The following is a 23589-nucleotide window of genomic DNA, read 5'->3' as shown; positions in this document are numbered from 1 at the left end:
TTCAAGCAGGGCTGTCCCGGGTCTCGGACATCGCGGCCACGAGACCCGCCGCCCCGCACTCCCGAGCGATGGACCGCCCCCGGCTCAGCAGGGCGGCGGCCTCTTCCTGAGGCGCGTGTCCGGCGAGGGCGTACAGCGCGCGGGCGTACTCGAGGCGCGCCGGACCGGGCGCCAACAGGGCGACCGCCTCGCGCAGTTCGGGCTCGCCCTCGGGCCCGCGCAGCTCTCCGGCGATCCGCAGCACCCGCCCCAGCGTGCTGGGCGCTCCCCAGCCCTGGGCGACCTTCAGCTGCTCCTCGGCCAGGGTCAGCGCCTCGGTCCGTCGGCCGGCGCCCGCGAGCGCCTGCACCCGCAGCAGCGACCACGGCCACCACGCCGGGTTGGCCACGGCGGGCTGGAGGTGCCGTACGTCGTCGAGGGCGGCGAGCGCCTCCCCGTACCGTCCCTCGGCGTTCAGCACCCGTGCCTCGCTCTCCCCGAGCAGCCGCCGGCCCTCCGCGCCCCGGATCCAGCCGCGCATCCGCTCCAGGCAGGCGCGGGCCCCGGCGGTGTCGCCCAGGTCCAGCAGGACGGCGGTCAGGAAGGTGCGGCCCTGCGGGGCGCCCGGTGCGAGGCCCCAGATCTCCGACTGCCCGACCGCCGTCTCCAGTGACCGCCGTGCCGCGTCCAGGGCGCCGTGGTTCCACTGGGTGAAGCCGCGCCACAGATGCGTGGCGAGGACGGAGAACAGCGAGCCTCGCTCGACCGCGCGGACCACCGCGGCGTCCCAGAGCTCGCCGACCTCCTCGTCGGCGAGGTGCAGGACGATGCCGGCGGTGTACCAGAGCATCTCCTCACCGGCCGCCTGGAGCACTCCGTCGGCGACGGCGAAGCGGGCGAGCGCTACGGCCCGGGCCCGGTCGCTGCCGTCCGACGCCGCCTCCCGGGAGAGGTTGGCGGCGAGCATCCGGGCGCCGGGGCCTTCGCCCTCGACGACCGGGTCCTCGACGGTCCGCCACAGCTTCGGGTCCAGGCCGTGCATGAACCCGCTGATGCGCTCCAGCGCCAGCAGCCCCTGTCGTTCGTCGCTCAGCTCGACGGGCAGCTCCGCCGCCGCCCTGCGGGCGAACTCGGTCGCCTGGCCGTGGCCGCCGGCGAAGACCAGGATCCGGGCGAGCAGCAGGGCGGCCACCGCCCTGCGGCCCGGGTCGGCAAGGGTGTCGTACGCCTGGCGCAGGTGTTCCACGGCGGCCGGACCGTTGCCGAGCGTCTCGGCGCGCCCGAGTCCGAGCAGCACCTCGGGGCGGAGTTCGGGAGCGGGCGGTTCGTCGAGCGCGCGGGTGAGGTACGTGGCGGCGGCGTCGGGGGCGCCCCGGCCCGCGGCCTCCCGGGCCGCCGCGCAGAGGACGTCCACGACGTGCGGGTCGCCCCGGTGCGGGGCGAGCAGCAGCTGGGCCGCCGTCCGCTCGGGCGGCGCGTCGGCGGCCGACAGCGCACCGGCCGCCCGCTCATGGCACAACTGCCGCTCTCCGGGAGGAAGTTCGCGGTAGACGGCTTCCCCGACAAGGGGGTGCACAAAGGCGTACGGGTGGCCCTCGCGCAGGATCTCGGCCTGCACGAGCGGCACGATCGCCCGGGCCGCCTCCGCCTCCGGCCGCTCCATGAGTGCCGCCACCTCGGCGAGCGTCGCCGCCCCGTCCCCGAGCACGGCCACCGCCCGCGCCGCGGCCCGTGCCCCCTCGGGCAGGCGCGCGAGGCGGCCCAGGACCAGCCCGGACACCGCCCGCGCCCCGGTTTCCGCGACCTCCCCGCTGTGCGCGGCATCGGGCCGGGTCCCGCGCGAGTGCAGGGCCCGCAGCAACTGCCGCAGCAGCAGCGGGTTCCCGGCCGTGGCGCGATGGCAGGCCGCGGTGAACTCCTCGTGCGGCTCCTCGCGGAGCGTCTGCCGTACGAGACCGGCGACCCCGGTCGCGGTCAGCGGCGTGGGCCTGATCCGCACCACCGAGGGGTCCGTCGTCAAGGTCCCGGGCAACTCCTCGCCCTGCTGGGGCTCCCCCGTCCGCAGCGTGGCGGCGATGAGCACCGGCAGCCCTTCCAGCCGGCCCGCGAGATACGCCAGGAACCGCACCGAGCCGCTGTCGCACCACTGCAGGTCGTCCACGGCCAGCACCAGCGGTCCCGCCGCCCGCACCAGCTTCCTCGTCAGCTCGTACAGCCCGTTCAGCACCGCGAAACTCTGCGGCTGGGGCCCCCGCACCGCCCCGAAGACCGCCCCCGCCGCGACGGCGGACCCGGCGAGGAGCGACTCCTCGCTCTCGCTCACCACCCGCTCGAACAACTGGCGTACGGCCCCGTAGCCGTAGTCCTTCTCCCGCTGGCTGCCCCTCGCGGTCAGGGTCCGTACCCTTTGCCCGGCCGCCGCCTCGGACACCTCGCTGAGCAGACGGCTCTTGCCGATGCCCGCCGGCCCCTCGATGAGCACCACGTGGGGTCTGCCGTCCAGGGCCGAGCGCAGGCTGTCGTGCAGTGCGGCGATCTGGAGGGCGCGGTCCACGAGCACATCGGTCCGCGGGGCGGAGTACGGCACCGGTCCCGCCGGGCCTGTTCCGGGCAGGGCGGCCGTCCCGGCAGGCGCGGAGGCGGTGTCCGGCACCCGGCGGGCGGGAGCGTCGAGGTCGGGCGACTGGGCCAGGATCCCTGCCTCCAGGTCGCGCAGGACGGCCGTCGGGGTGCCCGGTCCGGCGGGCAGCAGCCGCCTCGCGCGGCGGAGCGCGTCGAGTGCGTCGGCCTGGCGGTGCGCGCGGTAGAGGGCGAGGGCGAGAAGACGCCAGCGTTCCTCGCGGAGGGGGTCCTGGGAGACCAGGGCTTCGAGTTCCGGCACGAGGACGGCGTCCTCGCCGCAGGCGAGGCGGGCGGAAAGCAGCCGTTCGCGGGCCAGCTCGCGCAGTTCGGCGAGGCGGGCCGACTCCTGGTGGGCCCAGGGCTCGTCGGCGTACTCCGCGTAGGCCGGGCCCCGCCACAGCGCGAGCCCGGACTCCAGGACGGACACGGCCTCCGACGGCCTGCCCTCGTCGGTGTGCACGGCGGCGGACCGCAGCGCCTCCTCGAACCGCCAGGCGTCCACCGCGTCGTCCGGCAGCCGCAGCGCGTACCCCGTCCGCTCGCTGACGATGACGCCCCCACGTGCCCTCGCCTCCCGCTCCGGCTCCAGACAGCGCCGCAGATGGGAGACATGGGCCTGCAGCGAGGCGGCGGCGCTCAGCGGCGGCCTGCCGCCCCAGACCCCTTCGACCAGCCGGTCCCGGGTGACCACGGAGCCCCGGGCGACGATCAGCAGGGCGAGGACCGCACGCTGCCGCCGGCCGCCCAGCTCCAGCGGGCGGCCCCGGAACGCGGCCCCTACCCCACCCAGCACGGTCATGCGCAGTTCGTGTAGCGACACACAGCGCATCAAACCAGAACATCGGTTCGCCAACGCCACATGTGCCGCACGGAGTCCCGGCAGTGTGAACCGGGCGGATCCGCAGTACACCCTGGTGAAGGAAACCACGGGCGGTCGCTCCGCAAGGCCGCAGCGCCCGACGACGCAGGCCCCTGCGCGTGCCCACAAGAGCGGACGCGGGTCACTCCGTCGGCAGCTGCAACTCCGTCTCCGCGCCCCAGCCCGGACGGTTGCGGAAGGTCAGGCGGGCGCCGAGCAGGCGGGCCTGGCCGGTCGCGATGGTCAGGCCCAGGCCGGTGCCGCCGGTCCGGGAGCCCGTGCGGAAGCGCTGGGGGCCGGAGGTGTGCAGTACGGCGAGCAGATCGGGCGGGAACCCGGGGCCGTGGTCGCGTACCCGGACGACCGGGCCGTCGACCTCCACCTCCACGGGCGGGGCGCCGTGCCGCAGGGCGTTGGCGGCCAGGTTGGCCAGGATGCGTTCGACGCGACGCGGGTCGGTCGCCACGACCGCGTCCGCCACGACCTGTACCCGCACGTCGTCGAGTCCGGCGACCGCACGCCGGGCCATGGCGCTCACCTCGCGCTGCTCGGTGTCCACCGTCGCCGTCCGAGCGTCGAGGCGGGCCACCTCCAGTACGTCCTCGACCAGCCCGCGCAGCTTCTGCACGCTGCCCGCCACCAGCTCCGATGCCCGGCCGGGCGGCAGCAGGCCGACCGCTGTCGACATGCCCGCGACCGGCGTGCGCAGTTCGTGCGCGATGTCGGCGGTCACCCGGCGCTCCGCCTCCAGGCGGGCCCCGAGCGCGTCCGCCATGGCGTCGACGGAGGCGGCGAGCCGGGCGATCTCGTCACGGCCGTGGGGGCGGACCCGGGCGTCGAGGTCGCCGTCGGCGATGCGTTCCGCCGTACGCGCCGCGGCCGTTGCCCGGCGGCCCATCCGCACGCCCAGCAAGAGTCCCGTCAGGGACACCGGCACGGTGGCGGTCGCGCCCGTGGCGAGCAGCGTCCGGTCGAGCACGGCCAGGGAGTGCTCCTCGGGGCCGTACGAACGGGAGAGTGCGAGCACCTTCCGGTCCGAGAGCCGGGTCGCCGCCCACAGCACCGGATGGTCGCCGCCGTCCTGCAGATAGGTGACGCGTACGTCGCGACGTACGGCCCGTGCCACCGGGCCGGGCAGATCGGCGGGGTCGATCCGGGCGCGGGTGCCGCGTCCGGCGGCGCGGTCGTCGGCGGCGCTCAGCAGCTCCTGGTCCAGGCCGGAGCGGGCGGTGGCCAGCTGGTCGGCGGCGGTGATCCGGTGCACCAGTACCCCGATCGCACCCGCCACGCAGACGGCCGCGGCGGCGACGGCCAGGGCGACCTTCGTTCCCACGTCGAGGGCGGGTGGCCTCACGGGAGCAGCTTGTAGCCGAAGCCGCGTACCGTCTCGATCCGCTCCCGGCCGATCTTGGAACGCAGTCGCTGCACATGGACGTCCACCACCCGGGTGTCACCGGACCAGGCGTAGTCCCAGACCCGCTCCAGGAGCAGATCCCGGGTGAGCACGGTCCCCGGCGACGCGGCGAACTCGGTCAGCAGTTTCAGCTCGGTCGTGGTCAGCGTGAGCGGCTTGCCGTCCCGGTGCACGGTCAGGGACACCGGACAGAAGACCAGGTCCCCGAAGCGCCGACGCGGGCTCCGAGCCGGCCGGTCGGCGGGTGTCGCGCGGCGCAGCAGGGAGCGGATGCGGGCCACCAGGACGGGGCCGTCGAAGGGCTTGGTGACGTAGTCGTCGGCGCCCGCCTCCAGACCCATCACCACGTCCACCGGGTCGTTGCGGGCCGAGATCAGCAGCACGGGCACCCCCGACTCCTCGCGGATACGGCGGGCCAGACTCACCCCGTTCAGGCCGGGCAGCATGATGTCGAGGACGGCCACGTCCGGGTGGCGTTCCTGGAACAGCGCGAGCCCGGTCAGACCGTCCGCCGCGCTGCGGACCTGGTAGCCGCGCTGCTCCAGGGTGAGCCGGGTGGCCTCCCGGATCAACTCGTCGTCCTCGACCAGCAGAACGTCGTGCATGGGGGTTTCCTCTCCGACGGTCGTCTTCCCGTGCGGTCCGTGGGGTGCGTGGCGTCGTCAGCTGTCCGGCAGGTTCAGGTTCTGCGTGCTGTCGAAGCCTGTCGCCCAGCCCGGTGCGGGGGGATGGACGGGAGTGATCTTCACTTCGCCGTAGTACGCCACGGAGGCGCGCCGCGCCTGGCCGCTCAGGACGACCTGGACCCGGTAGGTCCGGTGCTGGTAGTCGGAGCAGTCGGCTCCGCAGACCACCTCTCCGGTGGCCAGGGTCCGGGAGGCGCCCCAGCGCCGCCACGTCAAATGGTCCAGAAAGATGAGCTCGGTCAGATCGATCGTCGTGGGGCGCTGCCAGGCCCGCCCGTACTGGTCCTCCACGTACACCGGCCCCGACCAGGGGATCGCCGTCGGCGCCGGACCCTCGACCCGTACGCCACCGTTCACCCCGCCGCACCCGGTCAGACAGGCGGCCAGCACGACGCACGGCACGACGGACGGAACGAATCGACGACTTGGCACGGCCAGCAGCCTGACCTGCGTTTGTAACAGCTGCCCATCAAAGCGACATCGACATCGATACGTCATCGCCGCACAGCTGACGAACAGCTGTGCGGCAGCGTTCCTAGCGTCCCTTCGGTCACTGCCACCCGGCACTCCAGCACTGGGGGAACCTTGCGCAGAAGAGCGAAAGCAGCATGTGCGGCCACGGCCGCGACGACGGTGGCGGCGGCCCTCGCCACGGGACTGACCAGCACGGCACAGGCGACGCCCGTGCCGACAGCGGTGCCGAAGGCCGTCAAAAGCGCGGAAACCACCGCCAAGCACCGCATCACCCTCATCACCGGTGACCGAGTCGTCGTCGACGCCAAGGGCCGGGTCGTCGGCATGGAGCGGGCCAAGGGGCGCGAGCGGATCCCCGTGCAGATCCGCAAGGCCGACGGCCACACCCTCGTCGTTCCGACGGACGCGGCCCGGATGATCGCGAGCGGCAGGCTCGACCAGCGGCTGTTCGACATCACCGAGCTCAACAAGACGGCCACCCGCAAGCTCCAGAGGAACGGCCTGAAGGTCATCGTCGGCTACAAGGGCGCGGCGCAGTCCGCGAAGGCCGACGTCCGGGACACGGGAACGCTCCGCCAGGCCCTCAAGACCCTGAACGCGGACGTACTCCAGACGCCCCGCAAGGAAACGCCCGAGCTGTGGCATGCCGTCACCGACGGCGACACCATCGCCTCGGGCATCGCCCACGTCTGGCTGGACGGCGTCCGCAAGGCCAGCCTCGACAAGTCCGTGCCGCAGATCGGCGCACCCGCGGCCTGGGCCAAGGGCTACACCGGCAAGGGCGTCAAGGTCGCCGTACTGGACACCGGTGTCGACACCGACCACCCGGACCTCAAGACCCAGGTGATCGCGTCCAAGAACTTCACCACGTCCACCACCACCCTCGACCACTTCGGCCACGGCACGCACGTCGCGTCCATCATCGCGGGCACCGGCGCCAAGTCCGGCGGCAAGTACAAGGGTGTCGCGCCCGGCGCGCAGCTCCTCAACGGCAAGGTCCTGGACGACTCGGGCGCCGGCGACGACTCCACCATCCTCGCGGGCATGGAGTGGGCCGCCCAGCAGGGCGCCGACGTCGTCAACCTGAGCCTGGGCGCCACCGACACCCCCGGGATCGACCCGCTCGAAGCGGAGGTCAACAAGCTCTCCGAGACCAAGGGCATCCTCTTCGCCATCGCCGCCGGCAACGAGGGCGAGGACGGCCCCCAGACCATCGACTCCCCCGGCAGCGCGGCCGACGCGCTCACCGTCGGCGCCGTCGACGGCAACGACAAGCTCGCGAGCTTCTCCAGCACCGGCCCGAACGCCGACGGCGCCCTCAAGCCGGACGTGACCGCGCCCGGCGTGGACATCACCGCGGCCGCGGCCCCGGGCAGCGTCCTCGACAAGGAGGTCGGCGAGAAGCCGCCCGGCTATCTCACGATCTCCGGTACGTCGATGGCGACCCCGCATGTCGCGGGCGCCGCCGCCATCCTCAAGCAGGAGCACCCGGACTGGACGTACGCCGAGCTGAAGGCGGCCCTCGTGGGCTCGGCCAAGGGCGGCGACTACGCGCCGCTCGAGCAGGGTTCGGGCCGTATCGCCGTCGACAGGGCCATCGGCCAGGAGGTGCTCGCCGAGCCGTCCTCGGTGGACTTCCCGGCCCAGCGGTACCCGCACACCGATGACACCCCGGTCACCAAGCAGGTCACGTACCGCAACCTCGGCACCAAGGACGTCACGCTGGCCCTGTCGGCCACGACCCGCAATCCCGGCGGCCGGGCGGCCCCGGCGGGGTTCTTCACCCTCGGCGCGACGACGGTCACCGTCCCGGCCGGCGGCAAGGCGTCCGTCGACGTCACCGTGAACACCAAGCTGGGTGGCTCGCAGAACGGCACGTACTCGGCGTACGTGACCGCCACGGGCGACGGCACGACCGTCCGCACCGCGGTGGGCGTGCTGCGGGAGTCGGAGATGTACGACCTCACCGTGAAGTTCGTCGACCGCCCCGGGCAGACCCCGACCCACTTCACCAGCCTGTCCTCGACCGTCCGCGGCAGCGGTGGCTACACGAACCAGACCACCGACAACACCGTCACCTTCCGCGTCCCCAAGGGGGGTTACATCCTGGACTCGTTCAGCATGAAGAACCCCGACTCGACCGCGGGCGGCGTCGACTGGCTGACCCAGCCGGTGCTGAACATCACCAAGGACACGACGGTCACGTTCGACTTCAACAAGACCAGGTCGGCCGACATCACCGTGCCGGACACCCGGGCCAGGCCGCTGACCGCCATGGTGTCGTACGAACACCGGCCCGCGGACGTGGCGTTCAGCATGGTCACGCCCTCCTTCTCCGACATACGGCTCGCGCACGTCGGCCCGGCGATGCCTTCCGGTCTGCTCCAGACCTGGTCCGGACAGTGGAACAAGGGCAGCAGCGCCGAGTACGACATCGTCGGCGGGGCCGAGGTCAAGAAGGTCTCGGGGGCGCGGGTCCACCACTACAAGGCCAGTGAGTTCGCCACGATGAGGGCCGGTCTGGGCGCCTCGACTCCCGGCAAGACCGGCATCCTCGACATGACCGAGTCCGTGTCCTCGGGCTACGGTCTCCACACCCCGGTCGAGCAGAAGCTGCCCGCCACCCGCACGCTGTACCTGTCGACCGGCGAAGGGGCCGAGTGGTACCTCGACTTCGAGCAGTACTCGGGGAAGAAGGACTCCGACGGCAACCCGATCTCCGACGCGCACTCCGACACCGGTGACTACCTGAAGCTCACCGGGGGCAGGACCTACCGGCAGACGTTCAACACGGCGGTGTTCGCGCCGCGGGTGGTCCCCGAGGAGTTCGGCGTCTTCCACAGCATGGACGGGATCTACGCCATGCTCCCGCTCTTCGCCGACGGCAAGCGGCATGACGCGGGGTCGGATCTGACCTCGGTGCGGACGACGCTGTACCGCAACGGCAGGAAGGTCGGCTCGAACGCCGACCCGCTCACCGGCAACAAGACGTTCAAGGTCCCGGCCGGCGAGGCCGCGTACCGGCTGACCACCTCGGCCGGCCGGAGCACCGAGGTCGAGGCCGCCTCGTCGCGGATCGACGCCAGCTGGACGTTCCACTCGAAGGCGCCGTCCACCGGCCTGCCGACCGAACTGCCGGTCTCCACGGTCCGCTTCAACGCGCAGACGGGACTGGACAGCCGGGTCACGGCGAGCCGGACGGTCACGTACCCGGTCGCCGTCGAGGGCGCGGCAAGGAGCCTGGGCCTCAAGTCGCTGTCGGTGTACGTGTCGTACGACGGCGGCAGGACCTGGAAGAAGACCGACGTCAGGAACGGAAAGATCACCGTCAGGAACCCGGCGAAGGGGAAGGGCATCTCCCTCCGCGCCAGGATCGTCGACAAGAAGGACAACACATCGACGATATCGATCTACAACGCGTACTACGGCAAGTGAGGCCGACGTTCGCTGACGTGGGTCGCTGAGTGGGCCGGTCTGCCGGAGTCACGAGCTCCGGCAGACCGGCTCTTCGTCGTACACCTCTTGTTCCGCATGGCTCCGCGGCTCGGCGAAGCAGACGCGTCGAATTGAACCCTTGACTACGCTTGGGGTGAAACAGTCCATTACAGGATAAAATCAAACAATTTCTCTAAGGAACCTGAAATGGTTCTCCGCGTCAGTCTTCCGACCGTGAAGCGCAGGTCCCTCGCCCGTGCGTCTGTGGCGATCGCGGTCGCCGCCGGCCTGACCCTGGCCCAGGCCTGCGGCGGGGGCGGCGGGGGCGGCCGGGGCGGCGGCGACAGTCTCACCGTCGGCGTGCTGCTCCCGGGTGGCGGAGCCTCTCGCTTCGGACAGTTCGACAGACCTCTGATCGAGAAGGAACTGAAGCAGCTCTGCCCGCACTGCCCCGCGGCGGCCGTCGCCGCAACACCCGACCCGACGGTCCAGCAGCAGCAGCTCGACGCCATGATCGCCAGGGGGGTGGACGTCCTGATCGTCGCCGCCGTCGACGCCAAGGCGATGCGCTCGTCGGTCGAGGCCGCCCATCGGGCCGGCATCCCGGTGGTCGCCTATGACCGGCTCGCACAGGGCCCCATCTCCGGTTACGTCACCTTCGACGGCGCGACGATCGGCAAGCTCCAGGGCGAGGCGCTGCTGCAGGCCATGGGCGCGAAGGCGGACGGCAGCCAGATCGTCATGATGAACGGCGCCACGATCGACCCCAACGCCGGCTGGTTCAAGCGGGGAGCACTCTCCGTCCTCCAGGGCAAGGTGAAGATCGGCAAGTCGTACGACACCGTCGGCTGGCGGCCGGAGAACGCCTACGTCAACATGACCGGCGCCATCTCCGCTCTCGGCCCGGGCAACATCGACGGCGTCCTCGCCGCCAACGACAGCCTCGCCGGTGCCGTCATCTCCGCCCTCAAGGCCAGCGCGGTCAAACCGCTGCCTCCGGTCACCGGCCAGGACGCCGACCTCGCGGCCGTGCGGCGGATCGTCGCGGGCGACCAGTACATGACCGTCTACAAGCCCTACAAGCGCGCGGCCGACGCCGCCGTCGAGATGGCCGTGGCCCTGGGGCGCGGCGAGTCGGTCGGGTCCATCGCCACCGGCACCGTCGACAACGCCACCACCAAGGACATCCCGGCGGTCCTGCTCCCCTCGGTCTCGGTGACGGTCGGCAACATCGAGAACAGCCTGGTGAAGGACGGTATCTACACCATCGCCCAGATCTGCACCCCGAGGCTCCGGGCCGCCTGCGACAAGGCCGGACTCACTGGATGAGCCTCGGCGGATGAGCCTCACCCGATGAAATCTCAGCGAAGGTGGAGGGAGGTGGGCCCGTGGTCCAGCCCTTGCTGGCCTTGCGCGGCGTCTCCAAGCGCTTCGCCGCCGTCCAGGCGCTGGTGGACGTCGAGCTGGAGATCAGGGCCGGGGAGGTGGTCGCCCTGGTGGGTGGCAACGCCGCCGGCAAGTCCACCCTGGTCAAGGTGATCTCGGGGGTCGGGCCCGCCGACAAGGGCGTCATCGAGTGGGAGGGCGTCGCCGTCCAGATCAAGCGTCCCCAGGACGCCCGGGTCCTGGGGATCGCGACCGTCTACCAGGACCTCGCGATGTGCGGCAACCTCGATGTCGTCGGCAATCTCTTCCTCGGCCGGGAGATCCACCGGTTCGGCATCCTCGACGAGGTGGAGATGGAGCGCCGGACCCGCGAGCTGCTGAAGACCCTGTCCATCCGCATCCCCGACGTACGGGTGCCGCTCGCCACCCTGTCCGGCGGCCAACGGCAGGTCGTCGCGATCACCCGCTCGTTCCTCAGCGCGCCCAGGCTGCTCCTGCTCGACGAACCCACCGCCTCCCTGGGCATCGAGCAGACCAACCAGCTCCTCGACCTCGTGGAGGAACTGCGCGACCAGGGCGTCGGGGTACTCCTCATCAGCCACAACATGGGGGACATCAAGGCCGTGGCCGACCGGGTCGCCGTCCTGCGCCTGGGCCGCAACAACGGCCTCTTCGACGTGAACACCACGCCCCAGGAACACATCATCGCCTCCATCACCGGCGCGGCGGACAACTCCGCCCCCCACCGCCCGGCGAACCCGGAGGAGACATGGCCGTGAGCGGGAGGTGGAGATGGCGGGGCCTCCGGGCGCGCGCCGCAGATGCCCCGCCCGCCGCCGAGCGGCCCCGCGACGGACGTCTCAGGTCGTACGCGGGTGCGGTGCGCCGCAGAGTGCACGACGGTGAACTCGGCCCGGCCCCGGCCCTGCTCGCTCTCGCCGTGACCTGGATCGTCTTCCAGAGCCTCAACGACAACTTCCTCTCGCCGCGCAACCTGTCCGTCCTCAGCGTGGACATCGTCGGGACCGGCATGATCGCCGTCGGCGTCGTCTTCGTGCTGCTGATCGGCGAGATCGACCTGTCGGTGGGCTCGCTCGCCGGCCTGTCCGGCGCCCTGTTCGCGACGCTGAACGTGAACCACGGGATGCCGGAGTCGCTCGCCGTGATGATGGCGGTGCTGTGCGGTGCGGCCGCCGGAGCGTTCCAGGGGTTCGTCTTCACCAAGATCGGCGTACCCGCGTTCGTCGTCACCCTCGCGGGCCTGCTGGCCTGGAACGGTCTGATGCTCTACCTGCTGGGGCCGGAGGGCTCCATCAGTTTCAGCGGGGACGGGCTGGTCGCCGAGCTGACCAGCCGTTACTTCAGCACCGCCGTCGTCACCTACGGCCTGGCCGCGCTCGGCACGGCCGCGTACCTCCTCGCCTCCTTCCACGACCGCAGACGGCGCGGCGCCGCCGGGATGCCGTACCGGCCGGTGGGCGAGATCTGGGCGCGCACGGCCCTCCTCGCGGTGGTCGCGTTCGCCACCGTCTATGTGCTGGACGGTTTCGAGGGCCTGCCGCTGGCGCTCCTGATCTTCCTCGCGGTGATCGTCGCCACGGACCTCCTCCTGCGCCGCACGCCCTACGGCCGGCAGGTCCTCGCCCTGGGCGGCGGTGTGGAGGCCGCCCGGCGGGCCGGCGTGGATGTGTCACGCTTGCGGGTCTCGGTGTTCCTCGTCTCGGGGACCCTGGCCGCGGCCGGCGGCCTGTTCGTCGCGTCCCGGCTCACCTCGGCGACCCAGGTCCCGGGCTCCGGCATGCTGCTGATCAACGCCATCGCCGCCGCGGTCATCGGCGGCACCAGCCTGTTCGGCGGCCGCGGCTCGACCTGGTCCGCGCTGCTGGGGGTGCTCATCATCCAGTCGATCGCCTCGGGCATGGCACTGCTGGGAGTCCAGCCCGCGGTCCAGTTCATGATCACCGGCGGGGTGCTGCTCATCGCGGTGGTCTTCGACTCGCTGGCGCGGCGTGCCGCGGAGTCGCGGGGGCGGGCCTGACGATGCCTGGCGCCGGCCACCCCTGACGTCGGACGCCCCGAGGGCTCGGATCAGGCAACGTCGTGGAGGACGGCCACGCTACTGGGGCTCGCGGTCGAGTCCGGTCCGGTGTCCGTCGAGCGGCTCGGCAAGGCGAGGGAAGTGTCCGCGAGAACCCCGGTCGGCGAGCCGGACGGGCCGGCCCGGCTGCGGGAGGGCGACCCGGCCGTCGAGCATCCCGAACTGCCCGTGGAGACGACGCCCGCCGCCCGGGAAGAAGCTGCTCGACACGGACGGCGACGAGCTGTGGACGAACGGCTGAAAGACGTTACGAGGTCATTTCGCTGAAGAGCCTCACGGAGTGACGGGACTTCCGCACCGGCCGGCTATCGGCTCGACGTCTCCGCTTCACGGGACACCAGTTGGCACGGTCAGCGTTCGCAGCGGATCGAGGCCAGTTGGGCGTTCCGCTCGGGCAGCACGGACACGACCGACCCGCTTCCGGTGACCGTGCTGCGCTTCCAGCCGCCGACCGACCCGAACGGCGTCGCCCCGGCCGACACGACCTTCACGGTCCCGTTCACCGTGCAGCAGCAGGGGCCCCGCAAGCATCGGGGCCTCGACACGGTGAAGGTCGAGGTGTCGTACGACGACGGCGCGACGTGGACGAGTGTCCCCGCGAAGGTCAGGGGCACCACCGGGCACGCCGTCCTGACCCACCCCGCGGCGTCCTCCGGCAGCGGCTGGGTGTCACTGCGCGCGAGCGGTGAGGACCACTCCGGCAACACCTTCAGCCAGACGGTGATCCGGGCCTACCGCATCGGCTGACGTTCGCCCGGGGCCGGGTGGGACGCTGTGCCTCCCACTTGGCCCCGGAACACGGCCACCACGGCTCGGGGCCCGGAAGGACGGACAGCCGCGGTCGACAGCGGTGCGGCCAGATCGCAGGCCGTGCTGTTGATGTCGAGTGCGGGACCGGCCGGGTCGGGATGCGAGGTGGTTCCCCCTGTTGGATGGTGGAGTCATGAACCATCACCACCACCAGTCCCATCGGGCGATCGACATCGACACCCGGCTCGTCACAATCGGTGCCGTGCTCACCGCGACCGGTGCCGTGGTGGCATGCACCGGCATGGCCATCGGGGCCTTCGCCGTGCTCACGGCAGGCCGGCGCATGATCCGCGACATGGACGTGCCCCCGACCCAGCAGGCGGCCGCGAAGTGGCAGCAGGCCAAGGAGGCGTCCCGAGCGGCCATGCAGGCGTGGCAGTCCGCGTCCGATGCCCAGAACGGGTCACTCGCCCGCTAGGGCCGGCTCACGAGCGCTGCCCGCCCGGCTTCTCCTCCTGCCCCGTCTCCGGGGCAGGAGGAGGTGTGAGCCACGCCGTCGCGACGTACGAGACCACGACCGCGACGATCACCAGCGGCATGACGGTGAGCCCCTGTGACCCGATCAGCAGGGTGGCGAGCAGGACGGATACCAGCGGAAGTCTCAGCATCGCGGCACTCATCGCTCCGATGCCCATCGCGAACCCCGCGACCAGGGTCAGCCCCGGCAGGTGGGAGAGCAGGATGCCGCCCGCCGCTCCCACGAACATCGCGGGAAAGATCGGGCCTCCCCTGAAGCTGCTGAGCGATGCGCAGTAGGCCAGGCCCTTGCACAACAACAGCAGGAACAACGCTCCCACCGAATAGGCGGCGCTGTGTGTGAGGAACGGATCCAGCGCGGTCTGCCCCGAATACAGCACATCGGTCGCTGCTTTGTCGGTGCCCTCCGCGTAGCCGATCGCCAGCCCCGCCACGACCAGGCCCATGACCACCGTGGCCGGCACCCGTCGCCTCTCGACGTGCGTCCTGAGCCGGATCGCGAGCCATCGGATTCCCAGACCCACGAGTGCCGCCGACAGTCCGATGACCAGCGCCCAGCCGAATTCCGCCGCTGTCGGGCGGGTGGCCTCGGGCACGTCGTGAAGTGCCAGCGAGTAGGTGCCCAGCCCGGTCCAGGATCCCAGCCCCACGAAGATGAGTGCGCCGATGCCCGCGGCCAGCAGGCCGGGCACCAACACCAGCGCCATCATCGGCCCACCCAGCCCTGAGGCCTCCATCAGGAGGAACGCTCCCAGCAGCGGTGACCCCAACAGCGAGCTGACGGCCGCGAAGCTGCCCGCCGCACCCAACACCGCGATCGCCTGCTCCGGGGGGTCACGCTTGACCATCCGCACGGCTCCGGCGGCGAGCCCGCCGCCGAGCGCCAGGAGAGGCGACTCGGGTCCGAGGACGGCAGCGAAGCAGAGCGTCGCCAGGGCGGCGAAGAAGATACCGGGCAGCTCGATGGGGGTGGGCACACCGCCGGCCTTGAACCCGCCTGTCGGTTCATGGCCGCCGTGTCCCGGAAGGTACCGAACCGTCAGTCCCACGAGCAGCCCCCCGACGGCAAGGAGCGGCAGCGGCCACCACGGTGGCGTTCCGTCGAACCCCAGCGACTTGGGCAGATCCGTGTAGATCAATGGCTGAAGTTCGCCGACCAGTGCGAGGAAGCCGAACGCCGCCGCGGACACCGGCACGCCGATCAGCGCCGCCATCAACAGGAGCACCAGGTACGCGCGGCTTCGAAGAAGCGTCAAGGGGTCCTTGGGCGACGCGGCCTCGGGCCCAGTCGTGGCGACCGGCATGCGCATTGTCTCCTCGCGACGCGGACCCGTTGTGGCCTCACCGGCCGCCTTCAGCGAACCTGGAGCGCCCGGCCACCCGATGCGAGTGGCGCGGTTCCGAGCTTGGCACGGCGTTCCCACGCAGGCATTTCAACGCCGCCGATGGGTGTCACTCCGACGCGTCAACCTCGACCATCCGGACTAGGAAGGATCCGCGCGATCAGTCAGCCCGTTCTGGCCGTCAGTGGTGGACCGTCAGTGGTGGAAGCCGGCGCGGTTCGCGTCCTGCGGCCGGCCTTCCTCTAGGTGCTTGATCGCTCGGCGCATGTCGTCGGCGAGGAGTTCGATTTCGTCGCGGTCGACGCCGTGCCGGATCAGAACGCGCTGGATGACCGTCTCCTGGCGGCTCGGCGGCAGCGGGTAGGAGGGCACCTGCCAGCCGCGCATCCGCAGCAGGTCGGAGAGGTCGTAGAGACTCCAGCTCGACGACGCCGGGTCGGTCAGCGTGTACGAGACGGCCGGGAGGGCGCCTTGGCCGTCGTAGAGGAGGGTGAAGGGGCCCATCTCGGTGATCTGGCGGGCCAGGTGCTGCGCGGTGTCGGCGCAGGACTGGTAGACCCGCCGGTACCCCTCCCGGCCGAGGCGCAGGAACATGAAGTACTGGCTGACGACCTGCCCGCCGGGGCGGGAGAAGTTCAGCGCCAGGGTCGGCATGTCGCCACCCAGGTAGTCGACGTGGAAGACCAGGTCCTCCGGCAGGGCGGACTTGTCGCGCCACAGCGCCCAGCCCACGCCGAGCGGAGCCATGCCGTACTTGTGGCCGGAGGCATTGATGGAGGCGACTCGGGGCAGCCGGAAGTCCCAGGTCAGATCGGGGTGGAGGAACGGCGCGATGAATCCGCCGGAAGCCGCGTCGACGTGCAGCGGGACGTCGAGGCCCGTCTCCTCCTGCAGGCGGTCGAGCTCGGCCGCGATCTCCGCGACCGGCTCGTAGGTGCAGGTGTACGTGACGCCGAGGATCGCGACGACGCCGATGGTGTTCTCGTCGACGTACTCGCGCAGCTGGTGCGGCTGCAGGCCGGTCGCCTCGGGCTCCACCGGGACCTGACGCAGCTCCACGTCGAAGTACCGGGCGAACTTCTCCCAGCACACCTGCACCGGACCGCACACCAGGTTCGGACGGTCGGTGGACAGGCCGGCGGCGCGCCGCCGGTCGCGCCAGCGCCACTTCAGGGCGAGGCCGCAGAGGATGGCGGCTTCACTGGAGCCGGTGGTCGAGCAGCCCACCGCGATCGCGTCGCCGCCCGTGCCGGCCGGTGCGTGCCAGAGGTCGGCGAGGATGTTGACGCAGCGCGACTCGATCTCCGCGGTCTGCGGGTACTCGTCCTTGTCGACGATGTTCTTGTCCAGGCACAGGTCCATCAGGCGGCGGACCTCGTCGTCCGACCAGGTGGTGCAGAAGGTGGCCAGATTCTGGGCGGCGTTGCCGTCCAGGAGCAGCTCGTTGCGCAGCAGCTGGAAGACCACGGCCGGCGGCGCGGGGAATTCCGGCATCGACCGCTTGGGCAGGGGCCGCTCGCTCAGCGGCGAGGCGAAGATGTCGACGGCGGGATCGGCCGCCGGCTCCTGAGCGTTGTGCAGGGCCACAAGTCACCTCACGTAGCAGTCTCAGACCTGAATGCGACGCTACGGGCCGGACAGGGGCTCGGCATGAGGACGTAGCCCATCTCGGGCACGACGCGGCCATCTCGGGCACGACGCGGCCATCTCGGGCACGACGCGGGGACATCGCCCCGGATGACGTGTTCGCCCGCCCTGCCATCGCGTCCACTTCCTTCGGGGCCGGCGGGCTCGTCCCGGTCTCCCTGTACGAGGCCGCCGCGATCGACGGCGCGGGGCCCGTGACCCGCTTCCTGCGCATCAGCAGCCGACGGCCGGCCTCACCCGTACAACCACCCGGCACGATGCGGCCAGCATCGCGATCGGACGACGCGCCCAGGGACACCCGATCCGGCGACGGACGACACCGCCCCGTGCACACCAGAGCGATGTGCACGGGCATCGGACCATCCAGGCCGACCGGTGTGCCCCTGGGCGTGAGGGACCCCGCCCCCGCATCCCCGGACCACGGACACGATCCGTGCCGCCGGACGCGGCGAGTACGCGGGCAACCAGGACATCCACAACCGTTCGGGGTGTCCGCAGTGACCAGGTATGGGTCCAAGACTCACTCCTGCGCACTGATGAGGAACGGTAGGGGCATGGCTCCCCGGTTCGGGGAGGGTCGTGGTGGATCGGCCGGCCGGGGATGCGCCCGGGGCCCGGACGGCGCTGTCGGGAACCCGGTCGACGCGGAGGGGACAGGGCAGGGAGAGACCCCGGCCTGTCATGAACGGTGCTGCGGCCGGGGTCCCGGGCTGTGGGCTGTGCGCGTCAGTCGGCTCCGCCACGGGTACGGCGCCGGGGGCGGAGCCGCCCGCGTCCGCCGTCGCGATGGTCGCGGCGGCGGGCGGTGCTGCTCGTCCCCACCCGGCCGTGGGTCTTCCGCGGAGCCGAGGCGGGCGGTCCCGCGACGGGCGTTCCGGAGCGGCCGTAGTGGAATGCGGCGATACGGTCGCCGTGCTGGGCGTCGAGCAGATGGATGAGGAGCGCCCCGAGGGCGATCATCGCGAGGATCACGAGCACGGTCACGAACGTCTCCACGGTGCTCACCAGCTACCCGTCGGCCCAAGCGGCATCGCGGCGGTCACGGCCGGATCGCGGGCCGTATGTCCTCCTTCGGAGTCCCAGGCCGCCTCCACGGCCCGGTCGGCCTCGGACACCGTCCGCAGACGCGCCGCCTCCTCCATCAGTCGGCTCGCGGTCGACGTGCCCAGTGGGTCGCTCGCGGCGGTCATCAGCCAGGCGGCCGAGACGGGGTCCGTACGCGGCGGGACCACGAGGAGGTTCCAGTGGCCCACGTGGTACGAGAGCAACAGCAGCTCGTGCGGGTCCTGCTCGGCCAGGAACCAGCCCACCTTCACCACGTGGCCCGCGACGGGCACCTTGCGCGGGACGACCGGCCAGTGGGTGGGATTCACCGTGACCCGGGTGATCCGCCCCCACAACGGATCCAGCACGGCGGTCAGAGAGGGGAGTTCCGCCCCCAGATCGCGGGAGCGGGGCCACCAGGCGCCGTCCAGCAGAGCCGGTGCGGGACCGACGGGAGCCAGCGACATACGGAGAGGCAACGAGGAGGACCGGTCTTCGGCTTCGGCTGTCGGCGGGAGGGAGATGGTCGCAGTCATGACGCGAACCCTGCCCCGGGCCGGCTGCGACCGGCCCGGCATATTCGATCGCCGAAAACGACAGAGGCGTGGAAGCCGGTGCGCGAAATATCCTCGGTGATCCCAGGGTACTCCTCGGGCGGGCCCGACGGACCGTACGGCCGACGGAGGAACGGCCCCGCGCGTAGCCCCAAAGCACCCAATGACGTCAAGGGGTTTCGGTCATACGATGACAAGTGGGTCGTCCGGGGACAGGTTCGGAAGGCCCCGTCGATCGGGACGGACGCTGACGGCCGCCACGACTGGAGGGCGGCATGGTGGAGGTCGCGGGAGGTGAAGGGTGGTCGTGGCCGGCGGCCGGGCCGGGCTTCTGGCCGCGGGTCGTCGAGCAGCTGGGCACCGCCCTGATGGTGGTGGATCCGGCCGGACGGATCCTCGCCGTCAACCCGGCCGCCGAACGGCTGCTGGGCCGGGCCGCCCGCGCGATGCGCGGGATGGACGCCCACGAGATGCTGCACCGGGACGCGGACGGGAGCACGCTTCTGCGGAAGCAGTGCCCGCTGCTCCAGTCGCTGACCGAGGGGGCCGCCGCGCGCGGTGAGGGCGACAGCTATCTGCGCGGTGACGGTCGCCTGGTCACCATCTCCTGGTCCGCTTCTCCCCTGGTGGCCGACGGCTCGCTCAGGGGCATGGCCGTGCTCTTCACCGACGTCACGGGCGACCACGGCGCGCGCCGTGAACGTGCGGCCTACACGAGCGCTCTGGAGGACCTCAACGAGCGGCTGACGCTGGTCGCGGAGATCACCGACGTACTGGGCCAGACCCTGGAGACCGACGAGGCCCTCGCCCGGCTGGGCCGTCTGCTCGTCCCCCGCCTCGCCGACTGGGCGGCGGTGGACCTCGGGGCCGGTTCCGGGCAGGTCCACCGGGTGACGGTGACGGGTCCGTCGGGCCGGGACGCCGCGCTGGAGGGCGGGCGCGAGCACCTTCCCGAGGCAGCGGAGGGAGACCGCTCGCCTCTTGTCCAGGTACTGAACGGCGGTTCTCCTGTGCTGCGGCAGGAGGAGGCGGAGACGACGGCCCCGCCCGGCTCCCCCCTGGCCGCCCTCCACAGCGACTTCCTGCACACGGTGCACGCGACGTCGGTCATCACGGTGCCGCTGGGCTCCCGACGGCAGATCACCGGCGCGCTGACGCTGGTGCGCACCGACCCGGCGCACCCCTTCGACACCGCCGACCTGGACGTGGTGAGCGACATCGGCCGCAGGGTGGGCCTGGTCATCGACAACGCCCGCCGGTACGGCCGCCAGCGCGCCGTCGCCGAGGCCATGCAGCACAACCTGCTCGCCCCGCTGCCCCAGCCGGGCCGCCTGCGGCTGGCCGCCCGCTACCAGCCCGCTCCGGTCGGCTCCCAGGTCGGCGGCGACTGGTACGACGCGTTCGAGCTGAAGGACGGCGCGCTCGCGCTGGTCATCGGGGACGTCGTGGGCCACGATCTGACCGCGGCGGCCGGAATGGCCCAACTGCACGGCATCCTGCGGTCCCTGGCCTGGGACCGCACCGAACCGCCCAGCGCCATCGTCGACCGCGTCGACGACGCCATGCCCGCCATCACCACCGTCCCGATGGCCACCCTCGTCCTCGCCCGGATCGAAGGCCACCCGCACACCGGTCCCTGGACACTGCGGTGGACCAGCGCCGGGCATCCGCCGCCTCTCCTCCTGGCCCCCGGCGGACAGGCGCAGTACCTCGACGCCGGACAGGGACTCGTCCTCGGCGCTCCCCCGGCCACCGGCGCGAGCAGGCCCGACGCCACGCTGCCCCTGCCGCCGGCCGCCACCCTCCTCCTCTACACCGACGGCCTCATCGAGATCCCCGGCAGTGACCTGGACACCGGCCTGGTCCGGCTGCGCCGCCACGCCGTCGCGCTCGCCGACGCACCCCTGGACACGCTGTGCGACGAGCTGCTCGCCCGGATGCCGCCCGGCAGCACCGACGACGTGGCCCTCCTCGCCCTGCGTCTGCCGACGCCGTGAGCACCGCAGCCGGAGGAGCCGGTGTCAGTAGCCGTAGCGGGACTTGAGGGGACGTGTTGGACCGCAGTGGTCACCGCTGGGGAATCGGTTGCCGGTGCGGTGGTGCGGTTCAGTCGGTGAGGTGGGCGATCGACAGGGTCGTGGTGGTCGGGGAGGCGCCGGACATCGTCGAGCCGTAGTCGGGAGTCGAGGACGCGAAGGCCCAGGTGAGGCTCCCGTCGGGGAGGGTCGCGATGAGGCGCTGGACGGCCTTCGCACCGTCCGCGGTGGAACTCCCCGCGACCTCGAGCACCTTGCCGCTGCCGACCGACACCAGGCGGTAGTAGGCCGTGGGGTCGATCGTGGCGGCCTCGGACTTCGACTGCGACAGCAGCAGATACGGGCCCAGCACCGCCGGCACACCGAGCAGCAGGCCGGTCGCGGTCCAGCGTCTGCGGTGCCGGCCGCGCGGCCGATGCCCCGGTTCGGCCGCCCGGTCCGTGAGGGCGGGCGGGTTGGTGTCACTCATGCGACAGATCTCCTCGAACGCAGAACCTGGGAGACCCGGAAGGGAGACCTCCGAATCAGCCCGTAAGTGGTCGCCGAGGAAGCGAAGGCTGCCGTGCAGATCCCCCTCTTCACACACCCGGCAGGGCCCCCTCCTCGGTGAGTCCCGCGCCCGAAGATCGCGTGTCGTCGCCGCAGTACGCTGGGTGCACGGCCGCCCGTGACCCCGGCCCTCTCCGTGCAGTACCGTTCCGCGCAACAGAGGCCCTGCGCAAGGCGAAAGCCACTTCACCGGCAGAGGAGATGGGCGCGGATGAGCCCGTATCCCGATCTGTTCGACGAGTGCCGCGTGGTCCGGGTCGGCGGTGAGCTGGACGTGACGACCGCGTCGGCCTTCGCGCACGACCTGGAGGGCGCCCGGTGCGACGGCGGCCCGCCGTTCCTCATCGTCGATCTGCGCGGCGTGACGTTCATGGACCGCAGCGTCCTGGATCCGCTGTGCGCGGCGTGGCACGACTGCCGCCGGCGGGGCGGATGGGTGCGCGTCGTCCACGTCCGGCCGGGCACGACTCTCCTGTTCCGGGCCTGCGAGCTGCTGGCCCGTTTCCCCCGGTACGCCAGCCCCCGGCACGCCTGGCGGGGCATCCCCGCCGGCCGCAGGGCACCGGACCGGCCCACGTGAGGTGCGACGGCGGCCGCGCGGTGCCCCGTCGCACGGAGCCCCGCCCGTGGCAGAATCGGGCGCCGTGATCAGCGACGGCATGGCCGAGGTGCTGCGCCGACTGCACCTCGACGCGCCCCGTGATCCGGCGTCGGCCTGGGCGCGCGTGCTCGGCGCCGAGGGCGTCGCGCTGAGCCTGCTCGTGGGCGCCGAGCGGACGCCCGAGCCGATGTGGTGCCACCCCGAGCTGAGCGCGCGGTTCGAGGAGCTCCAGTTCACGTTGGGCGAGGGCCCGGCACCGGACGCGATCCGTACCGGCTCGCCCGTCCTGGAGCCGGACCTGGACCGGGTGCGCCCCGAGCGGTGGCCCGCGCTGCTGTCCGCCGCGGCGAAGCTGGGTGTGCACGGAGTCTGCTGCTTCCCGCTCGGCATCGGCGCCATCCGGGTCGGTGTACTGACCGTGCTGTGCGACGGGAAGCGGGGGATGGGCGCGCAGCAGTACGCGGACGCCGGCGCTTTGGCGGCGGCGCTGACCAGCGCGTTCCTGGGCGGGGACGTGCGCCGCGACGGGGACGGTTCGGCGCTCGGTGTTCCGGAGCCGCCGTCGGGGCTGCACCGCCCGGCCGTACACCAGGCCACCGGAATGATCAGCGTCCAGCTCGGCGTGTCCATGCAGGAAGCGCTGCTGCGCCTGCGGGCTCACGCCTACGGCAGCGAACGCCCCCTCGGCGAAGTGGCCCAGGACGTGGTCGCCCGCCGGCTCCGTTTCCACGGCGACCTCACCGACGACTTCACCGACGACTTCGACGACGATGGAAGCGGGCCGCATTCGCCCGACGGAGGAAAGGGATGATCGGCATGGCCCGCGAACGACGTCTGGCCGAGATCTTCGTGGAGGTCGCGGACTCCCTCGTCGACGACTTCGACGTGATCGACCTGCTGCAACGGCTGTCCACACGCTGCGTCGAGCTGCTCGACGTGTCGGCGGCCGGCATCCTGCTCGCCGACGCGTACGGCGAACTGCAGATCATCGCCGCCTCGGACGAACACACCCGGCTGCTGGAGCTGTTCGCGCTCCAGCAGGACCAGGGCCCGTGTGTGGAGTGCTACCGCACCGGCAACGCCCGCACCAACATCGACCTGACGCGCCCGGAGACGACCGTGGCCTGGCCGCGCTTCGCCGCCCGCGCCCGCGAGACCGGGTACGTGGCCACGCACGCCATCCCCCTGCGCCTGCGCAACCGGGTCGTCGGCGCGCTCAACCTCTTCCAGGCCACACCGCAGCGCCTCGGCGACGACGACATCGCGCTCGCCCGGGCTCTCGCCGACGTGGCCACCATCGCGATCCTGCAGCAGCGCACGCTGGAGCAGTCGCACGTCGAGAACAGCCAGCTGGAGACCGCGCTGAGCAGCCGCATCCTGATCGAACAGGTCAAGGGCGTGCTGGCGGAGCGCTGGAACACCTCCGTCGACGACGCCTTCGCCGCGTTCCGCTCGTACGCCCGCGCCCGTCATCTGCGGCTGTCGGAGTTCGCCAAGCAGATCATCTCGGGCGGCTTCGACACCGCGGACATCCCGCCACCGGCACAGGACCGGACCGGGGATCACCACGGCTGA

General features: G+C 71.9%; 19 protein-coding genes and 2 pseudogenes. 11 read left to right on the top strand and 10 right to left on the bottom strand.

Going from position 1 to position 23589, the window contains the following annotated elements:
* Position 1: 1 nt before the first annotated feature.
* From ACWC09_RS04080 to ACWC09_RS04065, 4 genes are all read right to left on the bottom strand, one after another.
* Positions 2-3400 carry a BTAD domain-containing putative transcriptional regulator gene (locus ACWC09_RS04080; protein ID WP_450848244.1) on the bottom strand — a complete coding sequence of 1133 codons (3399 nt, stop codon included), beginning with the start codon at positions 3398-3400 and terminating at the stop codon, positions 2-4.
* Positions 3401-3602: 202 nt separating this feature from the next.
* Entirely contained in the window at positions 3603-4814 is a 1212-nt protein-coding gene (locus ACWC09_RS04075) for an ATP-binding protein (protein WP_450848242.1), read from the bottom strand.
* Positions 4811-5479 (bottom strand): two-component system response regulator CseB, encoded by a 669-nt coding sequence (gene cseB, locus ACWC09_RS04070; RefSeq protein WP_450848241.1) that lies wholly within the window; start codon positions 5477-5479, stop codon positions 4811-4813. Before cseB ends, ACWC09_RS04075 begins: the two co-directional genes overlap by 4 nt.
* A gap of 57 nt (positions 5480-5536) precedes the next feature.
* A complete protein-coding gene (locus tag ACWC09_RS04065) occupies positions 5537-5992 on the bottom strand; it encodes a hypothetical protein (RefSeq protein ID WP_450848239.1) in 456 nt (151 codons plus the stop codon).
* A gap of 153 nt (positions 5993-6145) precedes the next feature.
* Here ACWC09_RS04065 and ACWC09_RS04060 point away from each other — a divergent pair, with 153 nt between their 5' ends.
* The 4 genes from ACWC09_RS04060 (at position 6146) to ACWC09_RS04045 (ending at position 12893) form a co-directional block, all read left to right on the top strand.
* Positions 6146-9469, top strand: coding sequence for a S8 family peptidase (locus tag ACWC09_RS04060; protein WP_450848237.1), 3324 nt, complete (start codon positions 6146-6148; stop codon positions 9467-9469).
* Between the two features lie 207 nt (positions 9470-9676).
* Positions 9677-10798 carry a sugar ABC transporter substrate-binding protein gene (locus ACWC09_RS04055; protein WP_450848235.1) on the top strand — a complete coding sequence of 374 codons (1122 nt, stop codon included), beginning with the start codon at positions 9677-9679 and terminating at the stop codon, positions 10796-10798.
* A gap of 59 nt (positions 10799-10857) precedes the next feature.
* The gene (locus ACWC09_RS04050) at positions 10858-11634 is read left to right on the top strand and encodes an ATP-binding cassette domain-containing protein (RefSeq protein WP_450848233.1); all 777 of its coding nucleotides are present in this window, start codon (positions 10858-10860) and stop codon (positions 11632-11634) included.
* Positions 11625-12893 (top strand): sugar ABC transporter permease, encoded by a 1269-nt coding sequence (locus ACWC09_RS04045; RefSeq protein ID WP_450848231.1) that lies wholly within the window; start codon positions 11625-11627, stop codon positions 12891-12893. The genes ACWC09_RS04050 and ACWC09_RS04045 overlap by 10 nt, the downstream gene beginning before the upstream one ends.
* Before the next feature lie 78 nt (positions 12894-12971).
* Here ACWC09_RS04045 and ACWC09_RS04040 read toward each other — a convergent pair whose 3' ends face one another.
* A complete protein-coding gene (locus ACWC09_RS04040; protein WP_450848230.1) occupies positions 12972-13163 on the bottom strand; it encodes a hypothetical protein in 192 nt (63 codons plus the stop codon).
* Positions 13164-13376: 213 nt separating this feature from the next.
* Between ACWC09_RS04040 and ACWC09_RS04035 the strand changes: the two genes are divergently transcribed.
* Both ACWC09_RS04035 and ACWC09_RS04030 read left to right on the top strand, forming a co-directional pair.
* The gene (locus tag ACWC09_RS04035) at positions 13377-13700 is read left to right on the top strand and encodes a hypothetical protein (protein WP_450848229.1); all 324 of its coding nucleotides are present in this window, start codon (positions 13377-13379) and stop codon (positions 13698-13700) included.
* Between the two features lie 196 nt (positions 13701-13896).
* Complete coding sequence (locus tag ACWC09_RS04030) at positions 13897-14181, top strand: hypothetical protein (RefSeq protein ID WP_450848227.1); 285 nt, start codon at positions 13897-13899, stop codon at positions 14179-14181.
* Positions 14182-14188: 7 nt separating this feature from the next.
* Here ACWC09_RS04030 and ACWC09_RS04025 read toward each other — a convergent pair whose 3' ends face one another.
* Both ACWC09_RS04025 and ACWC09_RS04020 read right to left on the bottom strand, forming a co-directional pair.
* Positions 14189-15544: a chloride channel protein gene (locus tag ACWC09_RS04025; RefSeq protein ID WP_450848225.1), complete on the bottom strand. Its 1356-nt coding sequence runs from the start codon at positions 15542-15544 to the stop codon at positions 14189-14191.
* A 234-nt stretch (positions 15545-15778) separates the two neighbouring features.
* Positions 15779-17170 (bottom strand): glutamate decarboxylase, encoded by a 1392-nt coding sequence (locus ACWC09_RS04020; RefSeq protein WP_450848223.1) that lies wholly within the window; start codon positions 17168-17170, stop codon positions 15779-15781.
* Between the two features lie 298 nt (positions 17171-17468).
* Here ACWC09_RS04020 and ACWC09_RS04015 point away from each other — a divergent pair.
* Positions 17469-17780 (top strand): annotated as a pseudogene (locus ACWC09_RS04015) (IS200/IS605 family accessory protein TnpB-related protein); the annotation flags it as partial.
* Positions 17781-17956: 176 nt separating this feature from the next.
* Here the strand turns inward: ACWC09_RS04015 and ACWC09_RS04010 are convergent.
* Together ACWC09_RS04010 and ACWC09_RS04005 are read right to left on the bottom strand one after the other, a co-directional pair.
* A complete protein-coding gene (locus ACWC09_RS04010; RefSeq protein WP_450848301.1) occupies positions 17957-18226 on the bottom strand; it encodes a hypothetical protein in 270 nt (89 codons plus the stop codon).
* 5 nt (positions 18227-18231) lie between these two features.
* Positions 18232-18810, bottom strand: coding sequence for a DUF5994 family protein (locus ACWC09_RS04005; RefSeq protein WP_450848221.1), 579 nt, complete (start codon positions 18808-18810; stop codon positions 18232-18234).
* Positions 18811-19103: 293 nt separating this feature from the next.
* Here ACWC09_RS04005 and ACWC09_RS04000 point away from each other — a divergent pair, with 293 nt between their 5' ends.
* Positions 19104-20825 carry a SpoIIE family protein phosphatase gene (locus ACWC09_RS04000; RefSeq protein ID WP_450848219.1) on the top strand — a complete coding sequence of 574 codons (1722 nt, stop codon included), beginning with the start codon at positions 19104-19106 and terminating at the stop codon, positions 20823-20825.
* 241 nt (positions 20826-21066) lie between these two features.
* Here ACWC09_RS04000 and ACWC09_RS03995 read toward each other — a convergent pair.
* Positions 21067-21333, bottom strand: a pseudogene (locus ACWC09_RS03995) (hypothetical protein); the annotation flags it as partial.
* A 291-nt stretch (positions 21334-21624) separates the two neighbouring features.
* Between ACWC09_RS03995 and ACWC09_RS03990 the strand changes: the two are divergent.
* The 3 genes from ACWC09_RS03990 to ACWC09_RS03980 are packed head-to-tail and all read left to right on the top strand — an operon-like array spanning position 21625 to position 23589.
* Positions 21625-21993 carry an STAS domain-containing protein gene (locus ACWC09_RS03990; protein WP_450848217.1) on the top strand — a complete coding sequence of 123 codons (369 nt, stop codon included), beginning with the start codon at positions 21625-21627 and terminating at the stop codon, positions 21991-21993.
* 46 nt (positions 21994-22039) lie between these two features.
* Positions 22040-22825 carry an ANTAR domain-containing protein gene (locus ACWC09_RS03985; RefSeq protein WP_450848215.1) on the top strand — a complete coding sequence of 262 codons (786 nt, stop codon included), beginning with the start codon at positions 22040-22042 and terminating at the stop codon, positions 22823-22825.
* Entirely contained in the window at positions 22822-23589 is a 768-nt protein-coding gene (locus tag ACWC09_RS03980; RefSeq protein WP_450848213.1) for a GAF domain-containing protein, read from the top strand. Before ACWC09_RS03985 ends, ACWC09_RS03980 begins: the two co-directional genes overlap by 4 nt.

This window comes from Streptomyces sp. NPDC001617, assembly GCF_053596855.1.
The sequence above is the reverse complement of the archived record's forward strand: the minus strand, read 5'-3'. Positions and strand labels throughout refer to the sequence as shown.